Genomic DNA, 18619 nt, shown 5'->3' with positions numbered 1-18619 from the left:
TGTGTTCTCCTGCCTGTTGAAAGTTATAACCGCGAAAAAGCATTGTCCTGACGCGGGGGAGCCACGAAATGACCCGGCCCGACCTCACGCAACGCCACGCGCTCTACGGCCTCGCCGCGTTTACGAATATTGCTCGGCATTTCATCCTGCAGCAGCACGCGCTGGCCGTGACGATGCGCCGGGTCGGCGACCGGGACCGCCGCGATGAGCTTGCGGGTATACGGATGCTGTGGGTTCTCGAACACCGCTCTTCGCGGACCGATTTCCACAATTTGCCCCATAAACATCACCGCCACGCGATGGCTGATGCGCTCAACCACCGCCATGTCGTGCGAGATAAACAGGAAGGCGATCCCCATATCCCGCTGTAAATCCAGCAGCAAATTGATGATTTGCGCCCGGATAGAGACATCCAGCGCCGAGACGGATTCATCCGCAATCACCACTTTCGGGTTCAGCGCCAGCGCGCGGGCGATGCAGATACGCTGCCGCTGCCCGCCGGAAAACTCGTGCGGATAACGCCAGGCGTGTTCCGGCTTCAGGCCAACGCGCTCCAGCAGCCAGGCGACGCGACGCTGCGCCGCCTCGCCGTCGAGCAGGTTATGCACCCGCAGCGGCTCCATGATCGAATACCCCACCGTATGGCGCGGATCGAGGGAGGCATACGGATCCTGGAAAATAAACTGAATATCCCGCCGCACCGCCTGCAGCCTGCTGTCCGGAAGGGTATCAATGCGCTCGCCGTTAAAGGTAATGCTGCCCTCCTGAGAGGCCACCAGACGGAGCAACGCGCGCCCGGTCGTGGATTTACCGCAGCCGGACTCCCCCACCAGCGCCAGCGTTTCGCCCGGCCAGAGATCGAAGCTGACGTTTTCCACCGCGTGCACTTCGCGCTTCACCCGGTTCAGTACACCGCTGCGCAGCGGAAACCGGGTGACCAGATTGCGCACTTCCAGAATGGGCTTGCCCGGCACCACGGTGTCCTGCTCGCGTTCCTCCTCCTGCGGCTCAGACGCCGCCAGGGAAATCAGCGGAAAACGACGCGGCAGATCGCTGCCGTTCATCGCCCCAAGACGCGGAACCGCCGCCAGCAGCGCTTTGGTGTAGGGATGCACGGGCGCGTGAAAAATCTGCTCAACCGTGCCGGTTTCTACCGCGCTGCCCTTGTGCATCACCAGTACCCGATCGGCGATATCGGCGACCACACCCATATCGTGGGTGATAAAGATCACCCCCATCTCCATCTCCTGCTGCAGCACGTTGATGAGCTGCAGGATCTGCGCCTGAATCGTCACGTCCAGCGCCGTCGTCGGCTCATCGGCAATCAGCACCGCGGGACGGCACGAGAGCGCCATGGCGATCATCACCCGCTGGCGCATGCCGCCGGAAAGCTGATGCGGGTAGCGGCCGAGAATGGCCTGCGCCTCCGGAATGCGTACCAGCTCCAGCATGCGTCTGGCTTCCCTGAGCGCCTCATCGCCGCTCAGCCTCTGATGCAGGCGAATGGACTCGGCAATTTGTTCCCCGACCGGGAACACCGGGTTCAGGGAGGTCATTGGCTCCTGGAAGATCATCGCAATATCCGCCCCGCGCACGCCCTGCATCTGCGCGCCGCTCAGCTCATTTAAATCAATGACCTGGCGGTTACGGCGGCGCAGCAGCATTTTCTCGCTGCTGATTTGACCGCCCGTCTGTTCCAGCAGGCGCATCAGCGCCAGCGCGGTGACCGATTTCCCGGAGCCGGACTCGCCAACAATCGCCAGCGTCTCGCCGCGCCTGAGCGTGAACGATAAATTCTGTACTGCGGGGATGAACTGCCGCTCTTCCTGAAACGCAATATTCAGCTGATGGACAGCCAGCACTTCGCGGTTGTCCAGCTCTTCACTGTGCGGCACGCGCTGCCCCCTTATTCACGATAGATCCCCGTGCTCGGCTCATCGCCGGCATAGCCCCAGGCGCGGTACATGCCTTCGCTGTTGAACGGCAGGGCCACGTTGCCCTCACGATCCACCGCAATGAGTCCGCCGATGCCGCCCAGGGCAGGTAATTTCTCCATCACCACACGCTCGCAGGCCTCGCTCAGGCTTAAACCGCCGTAATCCATCAGCGCGGTAATGTCATAGGCCGCGAGAGCGCGGATAAACACTTCTCCGGTGCCGGTACACGACACCGCCGCCGTCGCGTTATTGGCATAGCAACCCGCGCCAGGCAGCGGGCTATCACCCACGCGTCCGGGCAGCTTGTTGGTCATCCCGCCCGTGGAAGTTGCCGCCGCGAGGTTGCCGGCTTTATCCAGCGCCACCGCGCCCACCGTGCCCATTTTGCTGCGCTCATCCAGCGGCGCAGTATGGTCAAGCTGCGTCATGCCCGCCGAACGGGCGTCCAGCAGTTGCTGATAGCGGGCTTCCGTGGAAAACAGGTCAGGCGATACCGGCTCCATTCCGTGTTCGAAGGCAAACCTCTCCGCCCCCGCGCCCGTCAGCAGCACGTGCGGGCTCTCTTCCATCACCAGACGCGCGGCCAGCACCGGGTTACGCAGGTGGCTGACGCCTGCCACGGCCCCCGCTTTCAGGGTGATACCGTCCATGACGCAGGCATCCAGCTCGTGCGTTTCATCCCGGGTAAAGACCGAACCGATCCCCGCATTAAATAACGGGCACTCTTCCAGCAGACGCACCGCCTCGGTGACCACATCCAGCGCGCTCTCGCCTGCTTCCAGCATTTTCTGGCCCGTTTCGACAATGGCGTACAGCGCGTCGATGTAGCGTTTTTCCTGCTCAGAAGTGAGCTGTGCACGGGTGATTGCCCCGGCCCCGCCATGAATTGCGATTACCGCCTTAACCATTCACATCACCCGTTAGCCTGTTTTGCGGCTTTTTCTATAAATATCATTATCGTCGACGAAACTTCAGATGATTTTTGAATATAGAAAGACGTAACAGTGATGTAAAGCGTGCACCCTTCGGTCATACAGTTAGCCGCACTTTTCTGCCATAATGGACGCTTTCGTTGTTACTCCGCAGGAGCCCACCATGGATTTTACCGCCGGACTGATGCCGCTTGAGACGGCACTCACGCAGATGCTTGACCGAGTTTCCCCGCTGCATGACGTTGAGACGCTGCCCCTCGTGCGCTGTTTTGGCCGTATTGCCGCACGCGATATCGTCTCTCCGCTTAACGTGCCGGGGTTTGATAACTCCGCGATGGACGGTTACGCGGTACGCCTGGCGGATCTCCAGACGGGTAACGCCCTGCCGGTGGCGGGTAAAGCCTTTGCGGGTCAGCCGTTTAGCGGCGAATGGCCTGCAGGCACCTGCGTGCGCATCATGACCGGCGCACCGGTTCCGCCAGGCTGCGACGCCTTGGTGATGCAGGAAGAGACCGAACAGACCGACGACGGCGTGCGTTTTACCGCGAGCGTCAAAGCGGGCCAGAACATCCGTCGCACGGGGGAAGACATTACCCTCGGCGCGACGGTCTTTGCCGCCGGGCAAAAGCTGACGGTGGCGGAGCTGCCGGTGCTGGCGTCGCTCGGCATCGCGGACATCGACGTGATCCGTAAAGTGCGCGTCGCCGTTTTCTCCACCGGCGACGAGCTGCAGCTTCCGGGCCAGCCGCTGCAGGACGGCCAGATTTACGACACCAACCGTCTGGCGGTACACCTGATGCTGGAGCAGCTGGGCTGCGAGGTGATTAACCTCGGCATCATTCCTGACGATCCGGAAAAACTGCGCGCGGCGTTTATCGAGGCGGATAAATCCGCCGACGTGGTCATCAGCTCCGGCGGCGTCTCCGTTGGCGAAGCGGATTACACCAAAACCCTTCTTGAAGAGCTGGGTGAAATCGCCTTCTGGAAGCTGGCGATCAAGCCGGGCAAGCCGTTCGCGTTTGGCAAGCTTTCACACAGCTGGTTCTGCGGCCTGCCGGGTAACCCGGTCTCGGCGGCACTCACCTTCTACCAGCTGGCGATCCCGCTGCTGGCGAAGCTTTCCGGCAACAAGGCCAGCCCGCTGCCGGAACGCGTGCGCGTGCGTGCCGCCACGCGGCTGAAAAAATCACCGGGCCGTCTCGATTTCCAGCGCGGCATTCTGACCCGCGGTGCGGACGGCGAGCTCGAAGTGAGCACCACCGGACATCAGGGCTCGCACATTTTCAGTTCCTTCAGTCTGGGCAACTGCTTCATCGTGCTGGAGCGCGAGCGCGGCAACGTGGAAGCCGGCGAATGGGTTGAGGTCGAGCGCTTTAACCACCTGTTCGGAGGCTGACATGACGGTGGAGCTGAGCGACCAAGAGATGATGCGCTACAACCGCCAGATTGTGCTACGCGGGTTTGACTTCGAGGGTCAGGAAGCGCTCAAGGCGGCCAGCGTGCTGGTCGTCGGGCTGGGCGGGCTGGGCTGCGCCGCCGCGCAGTACCTTGCCGCGGCGGGCGTGGGAAGCATGACGCTGCTGGATTTCGATACCGTATCGGTCTCCAACCTGCAGCGCCAGACACTGCACAGCGACGCGACGGTAGGTCAGCCGAAAGTGGAATCCGCCAGGGCTGCGCTGGCGCGCATCAATCCCCACGTTCAGTTCACGCTGATTGACGCAATGCTGGATGACGACGCGCTCTCCGCGCAGATTGCCCGGCACGACCTGGTGCTGGACTGCACCGATAATGTCACCGTCCGCAACCAGCTCAACGCGGGCTGTTTTGCTCACAAAACCCCGCTGGTCTCCGGCGCGGCGATCCGCATGGAGGGGCAAATCAGCGTCTTCACGTACGCCGAGGGTGAACCCTGCTACCGCTGCCTGAGCCGTCTGTTTGGCGAGAATGCGCTGACCTGCGTTGAGGCGGGCGTGATGGCGCCGCTCGTCGGCGTGATTGGTTCATTGCAGGCAATGGAAGCGATCAAGGTGCTGGCGCATCACGGCACGCCCGTAGCGGGTAAAATCGTGATGTACGACGCGATGACCTGCCAGTTCCGCGAGATGAAGCTGATGCGTAACCCGGGGTGTGAGGTGTGTAGCCAGTAAAAAAGTCGGGTGGCGGCTTCGCCTTACCCGACCTACAACGGCGCGAACGCAGGCCGGGTAAGCGCCAGCGCCATCCGGCAACCGCGATACGAACGTAGGCCGGGTAAGCGTTAGCGCCACCCGGCAACAGCAATGCGAACGTAGGCCGGGTAAGTGCCAGCGCCACCCGGCAACCGCGTCAGATGGACGTCCGTCCAAACGCCCCCAACCAGTCCTGCTCAAACTTTACGATCGCCGCATCCACAGCCGGAGAAGTAATAAACTGCTGCGCCACGTCCAGCGGCAGCGTGATGGACTCGCACCCAGCCAGCAGGCAGTCCAGCGCCTGACGCGGGGTTTTAAAGCTCGCGGCCAGCACTTTTGACTGCGGGGCATGCAGCGTCAGCAGCTGCTGTAATTCCACCACGGTCTGGATCCCGTCCCCGCCCTGCGCGTCCACGCGGTTAACGTAAGGCGCCACATACTCCGCCCCCGCCAGCGCGGACAGCATCCCCTGCGCGGCACCGTATACCGCCGTACCCAGCGTCGGGATCCCTTCCGCTTTCAGCATCTTGATCGCCGCCAGCCCTTCTGCAGTCACCGGCACTTTCACCACCAGATCGTTAATGATAGCGCGCAGCTTACGCGCGTCTTCCACCATCCCTTCGGCGGTGGTCGCCATCACCTGCGCGAACAGACGGCCTTTACCGCCCAGCGCGTCGTGCAGCGCGGGCAGCAGTTCGTCGAGCGGCGTTTTACCGGCCGCAACGATGCTTGGGTTGGTGGTCACGCCCGCCAGCGGGAAGATACGCGCCAGCTTTTTGACTGCCGCAACGTCAGATGTGTCGAGATAAAGTTCCATGATGTCACCCTCAAAATTAGCCTGCACTTACCCTATCACGACAAAACCTGCTCAAGAGTTGACCTGCATCAAGATAACTTTCATTCGAAAGTAATTTAATCTTCGTATGCAAGATGAGAGGCGAAAACATGATCTTCAATATTCAGCGTTACTCTACCCACGATGGCCCCGGTATCCGTACCGTGGTGTTCCTGAAAGGCTGCTCGCTGGGCTGTCGCTGGTGCCAGAACCCGGAAAGCCGCTCCCGCACGCGGGACGTGCTGTTTGATGCGCGTCTGTGCCTGGACGGCTGCGACCTGTGTCAGCAGGCGGCACCGGGCTGTATCGAACGTGCGCTGAACGGGATGGTCATTCATCGTGAGAAATTAAGTGAAGAGACGCTTAATGCCCTCACCGACTGCTGCCCGACGCAGGCGCTGACCGTCTGCGGTGAAGAACGGCAGGTCGAGGAGATCATGGCGATCGTACTGCGCGACAAACCCTTCTACGACCGCAGCGGCGGCGGGATCACCCTCTCCGGCGGCGAGCCGTTTATGAACCCCGAACTGGCGCAGGCCCTGTTTCAAGCCAGCCATGACCAGGGGATCCACACCGCCGTCGAAACCTGCCTTCACGTGCCGTGGCATTATATCGAGCCGTCATTACCGTACGTCGATCTGTTCCTCGCCGACCTGAAGCACGTCGACGGTCACGTGTTTAAACAGTGGACGGACGGTTCGGCTAAGCGCATCCTGGACAACCTGAAACGCCTGGCCGCCGCCGGGAAAAAGATCACCATCCGTGTGCCGCTGATCCAGGGCTTTAACGCGGATGAAGCCTCCATCACCGCCATCACTAACTTCGCTGCCGATGAGCTCGGCGTCGACGATATTCATTTTCTGCCGTATCACACGCTGGGCATGAACAAATACACCCTGCTCGGCCAACCCTACTCTGCCCCTGACAAACCGCTGGATAACCCTGCCCTGCTGGACTTCGCGCAGCAGTACGCCTGCCAGAAAGGGTTAACCGCGACCTTACGAGGATAAACTTATGACAACCCTGAATCTCAATACCCTCAGCGAGCGCATTAAGGCGCACAAAACGGCGCTGGTGCATATCGTTAAGCCGCCGGTCTGTACCGAGCGCGCCCAGCATTACACCGAAATGTACCAGCAGCACATGGACAAGCCGATCCCGGTCCGTCGCGCCCTGGCGCTGGCGCATCACCTGGCCGAGCGTACCATCTGGATCAAACACGACGAGCTGATTATTGGTAACCAGGCCAGTGAAGTGCGCGCCGCACCGATCTTCCCGGAATACACCGTCTCCTGGATTGAGAAAGAGATTGACGACCTGGCGGATCGCCCGGGCGCGGGCTTTGCGGTGAGCGAAGAGAACAAGCGCGTGCTGCATGAGATCTGCCCTTGGTGGCGCGGCCAGACGGTGCAGGACCGCTGCTATGGCATGTTCACCGACGAGCAGAAAGGCCTGCTGGAAACCGGCATCATCAAAGCCGAAGGCAACATGACCTCCGGCGACGCGCACCTGGCGGTGAACTTCCCGCTGGTGCTGGAAAAAGGTCTCGACGGCCTGCGCGCCAAAGTGGCCGAGCGCCGCTCGCGCATCAACCTGACGGTGCTGGAAGACCTGCACGGCGATCAGTTCCTGAAGGCAATTGATATCGTGCTGGAAGCGGTGAGCCTGCACATCAAACGCTTCGCCGATCTGGCGCGCGAGATGGCCTCCACCGAAACCCGCGAAAGCCGCCGCGACGAGCTGCTGGCGATGGCAGAAAACTGCGACGTGATTGCTCACGAGCCGCCAAAAACCTTCTGGCAGGCGCTGCAGCTGTGCTACTTCATTCAGCTGATCCTGCAGATTGAGTCCAACGGCCACTCCGTCTCCTTCGCGCGTATGGACCAGTATCTCTATCCGTACTACCGCCGCGACGTGGAGCTGAACCAGAGCCTGGATCGCGAACACGCCATTGAGCTGCTGCATAGCTGCTGGCTGAAGCTGCTGGAAGTGAACAAGATCCGCTCCGGCTCGCACTCCAAAGCCTCCGCCGGCAGCCCGCTGTACCAGAACGTCACCATCGGCGGCCAGAAGCTGGTCAACGGTGAGCCGATGGACGCGGTGAACCCGCTCTCCTACGCGATTCTGGAATCCTGCGGCCGTCTGCGCTCCACCCAGCCGAACCTGAGCGTGCGTTACCACGCGGGCATGAGCAACGACTTCCTCGACGCCTGCGTGCAGGTGATCCGCTGCGGCTTCGGGATGCCCGCCTTCAACAACGATGAAATCGTCATTCCGGAATTCATCAAGCTCGGCGTTGAGCGCGACGACGCCTACGACTACGCGGCGATTGGCTGTATCGAAACCGCGGTGGGCGGCAAGTGGGGCTATCGCTGCACCGGCATGAGCTTCATCAACTTCGCCCGCGTGATGCTGGCCGCGCTGGAAGGCGGCCGCGACGCCACCAGCGGCAAGGTGTTCCTGCCGCAGGAGAAAGCGCTCTCTGCCGGTAACTTCGACAATTTCGACGAGGTGATGGCGGCCTGGGATAGCCAGATCCGCTACTACACCCGCAAATCCATCGAAATTGAGTACGTGGTGGACACCATGCTGGAAGAGAACGTCCACGATATTCTCTGCTCGGCGCTGGTGGACGACTGCATCGAGCGCGCGAAAAGCATCAAGCAGGGCGGCGCGAAGTATGACTGGGTCTCCGGCCTGCAGGTGGGGATCGCTAACCTCGGCAACAGCCTGGCGGCGGTGAAGAAGCTGGTGTTCGAACAGAGCGTCATCGGCCAACAGCAGCTGGCGGCGGCGCTGGCGGATGACTTCGACGGGCTGACCCACGAGCAGCTGCGTCAGCGTCTGATCAATGGCGCGCCTAAGTACGGTAACGACGACGACAGCGTTGATATGCTGCTGACCCGCGCCTATCAGACCTATATTGAAGAGCTGAAGCAGTACCACAACCCACGCCACGGCCGCGGCCCGATTGGCGGTAACTACTACGCGGGCACCTCTTCCATCTCCGCGAACGTGCCGTTTGGCGCGGCGACGATGGCGACGCCGGACGGACGTAAGGCGCACACGCCGCTGGCGGAAGGGGCCAGCCCAGCTTCCGGTACCGACCACCTGGGTCCAACGGCGGTCATCGGTTCCGTGGGTAAACTGCCTACCGAGGCGATTCTCGGCGGCGTGCTGCTGAACCAGAAGCTTAACCCGTCAACGCTGGAAAACGACAGCGATCGCCAGAAGCTGATGGTGCTGCTGCGCACCTTCTTCGAGGTGCATAAGGGCTGGCATATTCAGTACAACATTGTCTCCCGCGACACGCTGCTGGAGGCGAAGAAACACCCTGACCAGTATCGTGACCTGGTGGTGCGCGTCGCAGGCTACTCGGCGTTCTTCACCGCCCTGTCGCCGGATGCGCAGGACGATATTATCGCCCGTACTGAACATACGCTGTAAGAAAAACGCCCGGTGGCGCTGTGCTTACCGGGCCTACAGAGTCTCCCCGTAGGCCGGGTAAGGCGAAGCCGCCACCCGGCTTTCTGACTTTCATTCGAAATTAAATTTGTGCTCCCCGTCACCTTGTTATTAGAATGTTTCAAAACGCAGTGACCCAGGAGCACAGTATGACCGTTAAAGTTATCGTCACCGATATGGACGGAACTTTTCTTGATGATGCCAAGCAGTACGATCGTGACCGCTTCCAGGCACAGTTTGAACAGCTTAAAGCCCGCGACATTGAATTCGTTGTCGCCAGCGGCAACCAGTATTACCAGCTCATCTCCTTCTTTCCGGAGCTCAAAGATCGGATCTCCTTCGTGGCGGAAAACGGCGCGCTGGTGTTCGATCGCGGGGAGCAGATTTTTCACGGCGAGCTGACCCGCCATGAATCGCAGATCGTGATTGGCGAACTGCTGAAAGATAAAGGGCTGAACTTCGTGGCCTGCGGGCTGGAGAGCGCGTACGTCAGCGATAAAGCCCCGGACGCGTTCGTGGCGCTGATGTCAAAGCACTACCACCGCTTAAAGCGCATCAGCGATTACCGTGAAATTGACGACGTACTGTTTAAGTTCTCCCTGAACCTGCCGGACAGCGATATCCCCAATCTGGTGGATAAGCTGCACGTCTCGCTGGACGGCATCATGAAGCCAGTCACCAGCGGCTTTGGTTTTGTGGATTTGATTATCCCCGGCCTGCACAAAGCTAACGGCATCAGCCGTCTGCTGAAGCGCTGGAAAATCTCCCCGCAGGCGTGCGTGGCCATTGGCGACAGCGGCAACGATGCCGAGATGCTGAAGCTGGTGAAATATTCCTTTGCGATGGGCAACGCGGCGGAAAGCATCAAAGAAATCAGCCGCTACAGCACTGACGACAACAACCATCAGGGCGCGCTGAACGTCATTCAGGCCGTGCTCGACAACCATTCCCCGTTCGACGCCTGATCCTTTCCTCGCCGGAGCCTGGCTCCGGCCTCTCACTCTTTTTCCGTCCTGTGGCGCACGTCAAGTTTTTAAACTTGCATTAACTTATTTTTAACTTAAAGTATCACTTGTAGACATTTTTACTTTCGAATGAAAGATGCGAGGCAGTTATGACCTTTACCAGTGAAACCTTGCCGGCGGATCACAAAGCGGCAATCCGTCAGTTGAAACGTGAGTTACGCGCGCAGATCGGTGACGTGCAGGCGGTGTTCAACAAGCTCAGCGACAGCATTGCCACCCGCGTGGCGGAAATTAACGCGCTTAAAAATAAAGGTGAATCCGTCTGGCCGGTGATCCCGTTTGCCGATGTGAAAAACGGCACGATTACCGAGGCGCAGCGCGACGCCGTTAAACGCCGCGGCTGCGCGGTGATTAAAGGTCACTTCCCGCGCGAGCAAGCGCTGGCGTGGGATCAGTCGATGCTCGACTACCTCGATCTGAACAAGTTTGACGAGGTGTACAAAGGGCCAGGCGATAACTTCTTCGGCACCCTGACCGCCTCCCGTCCGGAGATTTACCCCATCTACTGGTCGCAGGCGCAAATGCAGGCGCGCCAGAGCGAAGAGATGGCGCAGGTGCAGTCGTTCCTTAACCGTTTATGGACGTTCGAGAGCAACGGCAAGCAGTGGTTCGACCCGGACGTGAGCGTGATTTACCCGGATCGTATCCGCCGTCGTCCGCCGGGAACCACCTCGAAAGGGCTGGGCGCGCATACCGACTCCGGCGCGCTGGAGCGCTGGCTGCTGCCGGCCTATCAGCAGGTCTTTGCCCGCGTGTTTGACGGCAATGTCGACAAGTACGATCCGTGGAACGCCGCGCACCGTACCGAAGTGGAAGAGTATACCGTCGATAACACCACCAAATGCTCGGTGTTCCGCACCTTCCAGGGCTGGACCGCGCTGTCGGATATGATCCCCGGACAGGGCTTGCTGCACGTCGTGCCGATCCCGGAAGCAATGGCGTATATTCTGCTGCGTCCGCTGCTGGACGACGTGCCGGAAGACGAGCTGTGCGGCGTGGCGCCTGGGCGCGTGCTGCCGGTTTCCGAGAAGTGGCACCCGCTGCTTATCGAGGCGCTGACCAGCATTCCGGCGCTGGACGCGGGTGATTCGGTGTGGTGGCACTGCGATGTGATCCACTCCGTCGCGCCGGTGGACAATCAGCAGGGCTGGGGCAACGTGATGTATATCCCCGCCGCACCGATGTGCGAGAAAAACCTCGCCTATGCTAAGAAGGTCAAGGAAGCGCTGGAGACCGGCGCATCGCCGGGGGATTTCCCACGCGAAGATTATGAAAAGAGCTGGCAGGACCGCTTTACCGTGAACGATCTCAACATCCACGGCAAGCGCGCGCTGGGCATGGTCTAACTGTCATACAGCCCTTCCCGCTCAACGGCGGTGCGTCGTTTTCCCTGACGTATCCGCCGTACCGATTCTCGTACGGTCAGCGTGCCGTTAAGCAGTAACGTCCCCACCGGCGCGTCCGGGCGCATCAGCCGCTGCTGGAGCATGTGTACCGCTTCCGTTCCCAGCTCGTCGCGGGGAACATGCACGGCCGTCAGCGGCACATCCTGGATCGCCGCCAGGTTAAACCCGTCAATGCTCATCACCGAGACGTCCTGCGGCACGCGCAGGCCGTGGTTTTGTAATGCGCTGATGGTCCCCGCCGCCATAAAATCGCCGCCGACCAGGAACGCGGTTGGCAAATCCTTGCCCTGCATTTCGCTGAGCCAACTGCTGACCAACTGTTCCGTTTCGCGCGCGCTGAAGCTCGGCACCACCAGCAGATCGCGCCTGTCGTTGAACGCCAGGTTGTGAGACTGCCACGCGTCGCGGATCCCTGACAGGCGCAGCTCCATGGTGTAGCGACGCAGGCACAGCACGTTCATCACCTCACGGTGTCCCATCTCGAACAGGTATTCCGCCGCCCGCTCGCCAATGGCGCGGTGATCCGGCGCAACGGCAGGCAGACGCATGTGCCGGTCGCGGCAGTTAATCAGCATGCAGGGCTTACCCACGTCCACCGCCAGATCGTGGATATGCGGGTCGTCAATACCGAGAAGAATGGCGGCCTGGGTGTCCGACTCGTTCATCCGCGCCAGAAACAGCTGGGCGTCGCTGTCGTTCTCTTCCAGCGCGCAGTAGCGCAGGCGCACATCGTGGGATGCCAGGCCTTTACTCACGCTCTGGATCACGCGGTAGTAAAAGATGTCGGACCGCTCGTCGAAGGCGCGCTGAGGAGCAAAAACCACCAGGCTATTGAGCAGCAACCGTCCCGCCGCCATACCCTCCATCACGCCCAGCTCCCGCGCGCACGCCAGCACCTTTGCGCGCGCTTTTTCACTGGTATTCGCTTTCCCCGCCAGCACGCGTGACACGGTGCTGATCGAGAGCTGCGTGCGGGCAGCGATTTCGGTGATTTTTAGCCTTTTGTCCATTTTGTGATCTGGCTCCATTTGCGAAATGAAAAAATTTTCATAGCGTGTTTATCAGGCAATAACTGACATCAATACCATCTTGCCAGAGTGTTTACGTCAGTTATGAGAAATTTTGCACAAAATAGACTATTGCCCGCTCATTTTCTCCCTTAAGGTGAACCTGTCACACAACTTCCATACTAGTTGTATACCAACTTAAGCAGTTTAAACGGATAGAAATCAAAGGCATAAAAATCTGTGTGACACCTGAACCTCCGTCCCCTTACCGTCCGTCTTGTGGAGAGTAAAATGAGTCAGGACATCAATAACACCGTTGCGACAAGCAAAACCCGTCGCGTCATCAAGAACCTGCGCTGGTACGTGCTGGTGCTGTTCTTACTTGGCGTCACCGTTAACTACATCACCCGAAACTCGCTCGGGATCCTCGCCCCGGAACTGAAAGAGAGCCTTGGGATCACCACCGAGCAATACTCCTGGATCGTCGGTGCGTTCCAGATTGCCTACACCATTTTCCAGCCCCTGTGCGGCTGGCTGATTGACGTGATCGGCCTGAAGATTGGCTTCATGGTCTGCGCCGGGATCTGGGCGCTAATGTGTATTTTCCATGCGGGCGCCGGAAGCTGGCTGCACCTGGCGATCCTACGCTTCTTTATGGGAGCTTCCGAAGCCGCCGCTACCCCGGCGAACGCCAAAACCATCGGCGAGTGGTTCCCGAAATCAGAGCGTCCCGTTGCTGCCGGCTGGGCGGGCGTGGGCTTCTCTATCGGCGCGATGCTGGCTCCGCCTATCATTTACTTCGCTCACGCCTCGTTCGGCTGGCAGGGGGCGTTCATGTTTACCGGCGTGCTGGCGCTGCTGTGGGTGATCCTGTGGTGGGCGTTCTACCACAACCCGGAGCAGCACCCGAACCTGAGCAAGGACGAGCTGGCGTTTATCAAGCAGGATAACGAACCGCCTGCCGTCAAACTGCCCTTCCTGACCGCGCTGAAAACCGTCTCGAAGAACAAACGCTTCTACGGTATCGCCATCCCGGCCTTTATGGCGGAACCGGCCTGGGCGGTGCTGAGCTTCTGGGTGCCGCTGTACCTTGCCAAAGAGCACGGCATGGACCTGAAGCAGATTGCGATGTTTGCCTGGCTGCCGTTCCTCGCCGCTGACCTCGGCAGCGTGGCGAGCGGTTACCTGACGCGTCTGTACACCCGCCTGTTCGGCTGCTCCCGCGTGAACTCGGTCGTCGCCAGCTCCGTGACCGGCGCGTTCCTGATGATCTCGCTGGCCATCGTGGCCATTACCCGCGACCCGTATATCACCATCGTGCTGATCTCCATCGGCGGCTTCGGGCACCAGATCATCTCCTGCATGCTCAGCGCCCTGGTCGTTGAGTCGTTCGACAAAGGCCAGATGGCGACCGTCAACGGCATGCGCGGCTCGGCGGCGTGGATCGCCAGCTTCCTGTTCTCGCTGTTAATCGGTGTGACCGCCGACAAAATCGGCTTTAACCCGCTCTTTATCGCCATGGGCTTCTTTGACCTGATTGGCGCTCTCTTCCTGGTAGCATTTATTGCTGAACGTCGCGCCAAGCGCGCCTGATAGTGGATGTATTGCATATGAAAACCCTGAAAAACTGGACCCTTGATACGCAGTCGGCAAACCATCTTGAACTGCTGGTCGATAACCAGCACCGCCTGTGCCTGTATGTGCTGGAAGAGAACCTGTTCCGCGTGCTGATCAAACGCAAAGGCGAGCTGGCGCTGGACCGCACCTGGAGCATCGCCCCGGAACAAGACGTGCCGTGGGAAGGTCGCCGTCGTGACGATGTCAGCGGCTTCACCTGCCCGACCTGGACGCTGACGCAGCAGGACGACACGTTAACCGTGGCAACCGAACAGCTGCGCGTCACCGTGCACCAGCCGCTGTGGCTGGAGTGGCACTACCGCAATGACGCGGGCGAGTGGCAGCCGCTGGTCAACGACCGCCCCACCAGCGCCTACCTGCTGAACGCCCACGGCGACGGCGTGGCGCACTACCTGAGCCGCCGCAAGGACGAGCGTTTCTACGGCCTGGGTGAGAAAGCGGGCGATCTGCAGCGCAACGGTAAACGCTACGAGATGCGCAACCTCGACGCCATGGGCTACAACGCCGCCAGCACCGACCCGCTGTACAAGCACATTCCGTTCACCCTTACCCGCCGCGATGACGTGAGCTACGGCCTGTTCTACGACAACCTGAGCAGCTGCTGGCTGGATCTGGGTAACGAAATCGACAACTACCACACCGCCTATCGCCGCTGGCAGGCGGAAGCGGGCGATATCGACTACTACATCTTTACCGGCAGGCGCGTGCTGGACGTCACCAAAGCCTTCGTGCGCCTCACAGGTAAGACGCTGTTCGGACCGAAATGGAGCCTGGGCTACAGCGGCTCGACCATGCACTACACCGACGCGCCGGACGCGCAGAATCAGCTGATGAACTTCATCCGCCTGTGCGAAGAACACGCCATTCCGTGCGATTCGTTCCAGCTCTCGTCCGGCTATACCTCCATCAACGGCAAGCGCTACGTCTTCAACTGGAACTATGACAAGGTGCCGCAGCCGAAGGTGATGAGCCAGGCGTTCCACGACGCGGGATTGAAGTTGGCCGCAAACATCAAGCCGTGCCTGCTGCAGGATCATCCGCGCTACAGCGAAGTGGCGGAGAGCGGCCTGTTTATTCGCGATTCAGAAACCGATGCACCCGAACGCTCCAGCTTCTGGGATGACGAAGGCTCGCACCTCGACTTTACCAACCCGCAGACGGTGCAGTGGTGGCAGAACGGCGTCACCACGCAGCTGCTGGAGATGGGCATCGACTCCACCTGGAACGACAACAACGAATATGAAGTGTGGGACGGAGAAGCCCGCTGTCACGGCTTCGGCAAGGAGATCGCCATCAAGCATATTCGCCCGGTCATGCCGCTGCTGATGATGCGCGCCTCGCTGGAAGCGCAGCAGCGCTTTGCGCCGGAAAAACGCCCGTATCTCATCTCCCGCTCCGGCTGCGCCGGGATGCAGCGCTACGTTCAGACCTGGAGCGGTGACAACCGCACCAACTGGGACACGCTGCGCTATAACATCCGCATGGGGCTGGGCATGAGCCTGTCCGGGCTGTTCAACGTCGGCCATGACGTGGGCGGTTTCTCCGGCGACAAGCCGGACGCCGAGCTGTTCGTGCGCTGGGTGCAGAACGGCGTGATGCACCCGCGCTTTACCATTCATTCGTGGAACGATGACCACACGGTGAACGAGCCGTGGATGTATCCGGGCGTCACGCCTGCCATTCGCGGCGCGATTGAGCTGCGCTACCGCCTGCTGCCGTATCTCTATACTCTGCTCTGGCAGGCGCACGCCGACGACGAGCCGATGCTGCGCCCGACCTTCCTCGACCACGAGCACGATGCACAGACCTTCGAAGAGTGCGACGACTTCCTGCTGGGCCGCGACCTGCTGGTCGCCAGCGTCGTCGAAGCCGGGCAGCGCGAGCGCCGGGTCTGGCTGCCGGATAACGAAACGGGCTGGTATGATTTTTACACCCACGCGTGGTATGCGGGCGGGCAATCCATCATCCTCGATGCGCCGCTGGAAAAACTGCCGCTGCTGGTGCGCGCCGGAGCCGGTCTGCCGCTGAGCGAGCGCATCACGCATGTGAGTGCCGAAAAAGATACGGCCCGCGAGCTGAAGCTGTTCCCGGTGAAAGGCGTCGGCACAACCTCGGGGTTGCTGTTTGAAGACGACGGCGAAAGCTGGGGCTATCAGAACGGCAATGCGCTGTGGGTGGAATGGGAAATGGTGTGCGACGGCGCAACCATTAACCTGAGAGTGAACGCGCGCGGGGATTATCGTCCGGCGTGGAAGGCGCTAAAGGTGTCATTACCGGCGGGGGAAAAACGTACGCTGCGGGTGAACGGGGTTGAAAGGAGTGAGTGGGTGCTCTGAAGACTGCCGGGTGGCGGCTTCGCCTTACCCGGCCTACAAAGTCACCCGTAGGCCCGGTAAGCGAAGCGCCACCGGGCTTTTTTTTAGCCGTCGATACCTTTGCTGCGCAGGTAATCTTCGTAGTTACCGGTGAAGTCCACCACGCGCTCTGGCGTAATTTCGATCACGCGGGTCGCCAGCGAGCTGACGAACTCACGGTCGTGAGAGACGAAGATCAGGGTGCCCTGATACATCTCAAGCGCCATGTTCAGGGATTCGATCGATTCCATGTCCAGGTGGTTAGTCGGTTCGTCCATCACCAGGATGTTTGGTTTTTCCATCATCAGCTTGCCGAACAGCATGCGTCCCTTCTCACCACCGGAGAGCACTTTAGCAGGCTTTTTGATGTCGTCCTGGCTGAACAGCAGACGACCCAGAATGCTGCGCACCGCCTGCTCGTCGTCGCCTTCCTGCTTCCACTGGCTCATCCAGTCAAAGACGGTCAGGTCATTTTCGAACTCGTACTCATGGTCCTGCGCGTAGTAACCAATTTGCGCGTTTTCGGACCATTTCACGGTGCCGTTGTCCGGCTGCAGTTCGCCGACCAGGGTTTTCAGCATGGTAGATTTACCCACGCCGTTGGCGCCCAGAATGGCAATCTTCTCGCCCACTTCCAGCAGCAGGTTGAAGTTTTTAAACAGCGGGCCTTCATCGAAGCCTTTGGTAAGGGCTTCCACTTCCAGCGCGTTACGGAACAGCTTCTTGTCCTGCTCGAAGCGGATGAACGGGTTCTGACGGCTGGAGGCTTTGACCTCTTCCAGCTTGATTTTATCAATCTGACGCGCACGCGAGGTTGCCTGACGCGATTTAGAGGCGTTAGCGCTGAAGCGGCTGACGAAGGACTGCAGGTCGGCAATCTGCGCTTTTTTCTTGGCGTTGTCCGCCAGCAGACGCTCGCGCGCCTGGGTGGCCGCCGTCATGTACTCGTCGTAGTTGCCCGGATAGACGCGCAGCTCGCCGTAGTCCAGATCCGCCATGTGCGTACAGACCATGTTCAGGAAGTGACGGTCGTGCGAAATGATGATCATGGTGCTGTCGCGATCGTTAAGCGTCTGCTCCAGCCAGCGGATGGTGTCGATGTCCAGGTTGTTCGTCGGTTCGTCGAGCAGCAGGATGTCCGGGTTAGAGAACAGCGCCTGAGCCAGCAGTACACGCAGCTTCCAGCCTGGCGCGACTTCGCTCATCGGGCCGTAATGCTGTTCAACCGGAATGCCGACGCCCAGCAGCAGCTCGCCCGCGCGCGCTTCCGCAGAGTAACCGTCCATCTCGCCGTACTGCGTTTCCAGCTCGGCCACTTTATAGCCGTCTTCTTCGCTCATCTCGGCCAGCGCATAGATGCGATCGCGCTCCTGCTTCACTTCCCACAGCTCCGCGTGCCCCATGATCACGGTGTCGAGCACGGTGAACTCTTCGAAGGCGAACTGATCCTGACGCAGCTTACCGATGCGCTCGTTCGGATCGAGCGACACGTTGCCGAGGGTCGGCTCCAGATCGCCGCCGAGGATCTTCATAAAGGTGGATTTACCGCTACCGTTGGCACCAATCAGGCCGTAACGGTTGCCGCCGCCAAATTTGACGGAAATGTTTTCGAACAGCGGCTTACTGCCAAACTGCATAGTGACGTTGCTGGTAACTAACACGGGGAGATTCCTGCGAAAAGTGTGATAAACACGGCATTATGCCACAATTCCGAATTGAGATCCCGCGTTGCAACCATCCACTAAACTTTAACAAAATCGAAAAAAATGTGATTTCGTACACATCTGAATTCCCAGTGAGCGGGAATGCACATATAATGCGCTCCCATCACAGATTCAGACTTATC

General features: G+C 60.0%; 13 protein-coding genes. 8 read left to right on the top strand and 5 right to left on the bottom strand.

Annotated elements, in window-relative coordinates; translation table 11 throughout:
- Window positions 1–23: 23 nt before the first annotated feature.
- Both gsiA and iaaA read right to left on the bottom strand, forming a co-directional pair.
- Window positions 24–1895 (bottom strand): glutathione ABC transporter ATP-binding protein GsiA, encoded by a 1872-nt coding sequence (gsiA, locus tag F3J31_RS07765; RefSeq protein ID WP_167212331.1) that lies wholly within the window; start codon window positions 1893–1895, stop codon window positions 24–26.
- 11 nt (window positions 1896–1906) lie between these two features.
- Window positions 1907–2845, bottom strand: coding sequence for a beta-aspartyl-peptidase (gene iaaA / locus F3J31_RS07760; protein ID WP_048027619.1), 939 nt, complete (start codon window positions 2843–2845; stop codon window positions 1907–1909).
- A 187-nt stretch (window positions 2846–3032) separates the two neighbouring features.
- Here iaaA and moeA point away from each other — a divergent pair, with 187 nt between their 5' ends.
- Both moeA and moeB read left to right on the top strand, forming a co-directional pair.
- The gene (gene moeA, locus F3J31_RS07755) at window positions 3033–4265 is read left to right on the top strand and encodes a molybdopterin molybdotransferase MoeA (protein WP_167212328.1); all 1233 of its coding nucleotides are present in this window, start codon (window positions 3033–3035) and stop codon (window positions 4263–4265) included.
- A gap of 1 nt (window position 4266) precedes the next feature.
- The gene (gene moeB, locus F3J31_RS07750; RefSeq protein ID WP_167212325.1) at window positions 4267–5019 is read left to right on the top strand and encodes a molybdopterin-synthase adenylyltransferase MoeB; all 753 of its coding nucleotides are present in this window, start codon (window positions 4267–4269) and stop codon (window positions 5017–5019) included.
- A 178-nt stretch (window positions 5020–5197) separates the two neighbouring features.
- On the opposite strand, the gene fsa is transcribed toward moeB, so the two are convergent.
- The gene (gene fsa / locus F3J31_RS07745) at window positions 5198–5860 is read right to left on the bottom strand and encodes a fructose-6-phosphate aldolase (RefSeq protein ID WP_069719556.1); all 663 of its coding nucleotides are present in this window, start codon (window positions 5858–5860) and stop codon (window positions 5198–5200) included.
- A 128-nt stretch (window positions 5861–5988) separates the two neighbouring features.
- Between fsa and F3J31_RS07740 the strand changes: the two genes are divergently transcribed.
- The 4 genes from F3J31_RS07740 to F3J31_RS07725 all read left to right on the top strand — a co-directional run bounded on the left by F3J31_RS07740 (window position 5989) and on the right by F3J31_RS07725 (window position 11714).
- Window positions 5989–6888 (top strand): glycyl-radical enzyme activating protein, encoded by a 900-nt coding sequence (locus F3J31_RS07740; protein WP_167212322.1) that lies wholly within the window; start codon window positions 5989–5991, stop codon window positions 6886–6888.
- 4 nt (window positions 6889–6892) lie between these two features.
- Window positions 6893–9325 carry a formate C-acetyltransferase/glycerol dehydratase family glycyl radical enzyme gene (locus F3J31_RS07735; RefSeq protein ID WP_167212319.1) on the top strand — a complete coding sequence of 811 codons (2433 nt, stop codon included), beginning with the start codon at window positions 6893–6895 and terminating at the stop codon, window positions 9323–9325.
- A gap of 167 nt (window positions 9326–9492) precedes the next feature.
- Window positions 9493–10308 (top strand): Cof-type HAD-IIB family hydrolase, encoded by an 816-nt coding sequence (locus F3J31_RS07730; RefSeq protein ID WP_069719559.1) that lies wholly within the window; start codon window positions 9493–9495, stop codon window positions 10306–10308.
- A gap of 149 nt (window positions 10309–10457) precedes the next feature.
- Window positions 10458–11714 carry a DUF1479 domain-containing protein gene (locus F3J31_RS07725; protein ID WP_167212316.1) on the top strand — a complete coding sequence of 419 codons (1257 nt, stop codon included), beginning with the start codon at window positions 10458–10460 and terminating at the stop codon, window positions 11712–11714.
- Here the strand turns inward: F3J31_RS07725 and F3J31_RS07720 are convergent.
- Entirely contained in the window at window positions 11711–12784 is a 1074-nt protein-coding gene (locus tag F3J31_RS07720) for a LacI family DNA-binding transcriptional regulator (protein ID WP_167212313.1), read from the bottom strand. The two genes, F3J31_RS07725 and F3J31_RS07720, sit on opposite strands and share 4 nt — an antisense overlap.
- A 288-nt stretch (window positions 12785–13072) precedes the next feature.
- On the opposite strand from F3J31_RS07720, the gene F3J31_RS07715 reads away from it, so the two are divergent.
- Together F3J31_RS07715 and F3J31_RS07710 are read left to right on the top strand one after the other, a co-directional pair.
- Window positions 13073–14374 (top strand): MFS transporter, encoded by a 1302-nt coding sequence (locus F3J31_RS07715; RefSeq protein ID WP_045909413.1) that lies wholly within the window; start codon window positions 13073–13075, stop codon window positions 14372–14374.
- A 17-nt stretch (window positions 14375–14391) separates the two neighbouring features.
- On the top strand, window positions 14392–16755 hold the full coding sequence (locus F3J31_RS07710) for a glycoside hydrolase family 31 protein (protein ID WP_167212310.1): 2364 nt from the start codon (window positions 14392–14394) through the stop codon (window positions 16753–16755).
- A gap of 83 nt (window positions 16756–16838) precedes the next feature.
- Here F3J31_RS07710 and F3J31_RS07705 read toward each other — a convergent pair whose 3' ends face one another.
- Window positions 16839–18434, bottom strand: a complete 1596-nt coding sequence (locus F3J31_RS07705) for an ABC-F family ATPase (protein ID WP_032656351.1) — start codon at window positions 18432–18434, stop codon at window positions 16839–16841.
- Window positions 18435–18619 lie beyond the last annotated feature (185 nt).

Origin of the sequence: Enterobacter sp. Acro-832 (assembly GCF_011752745.1) — a bacterium.
Lineage (GTDB): Bacteria > Pseudomonadota > Gammaproteobacteria > Enterobacterales > Enterobacteriaceae > Enterobacter > Enterobacter quasiroggenkampii.
This window is presented reverse-complemented; position numbering and strand designations above follow the sequence as displayed.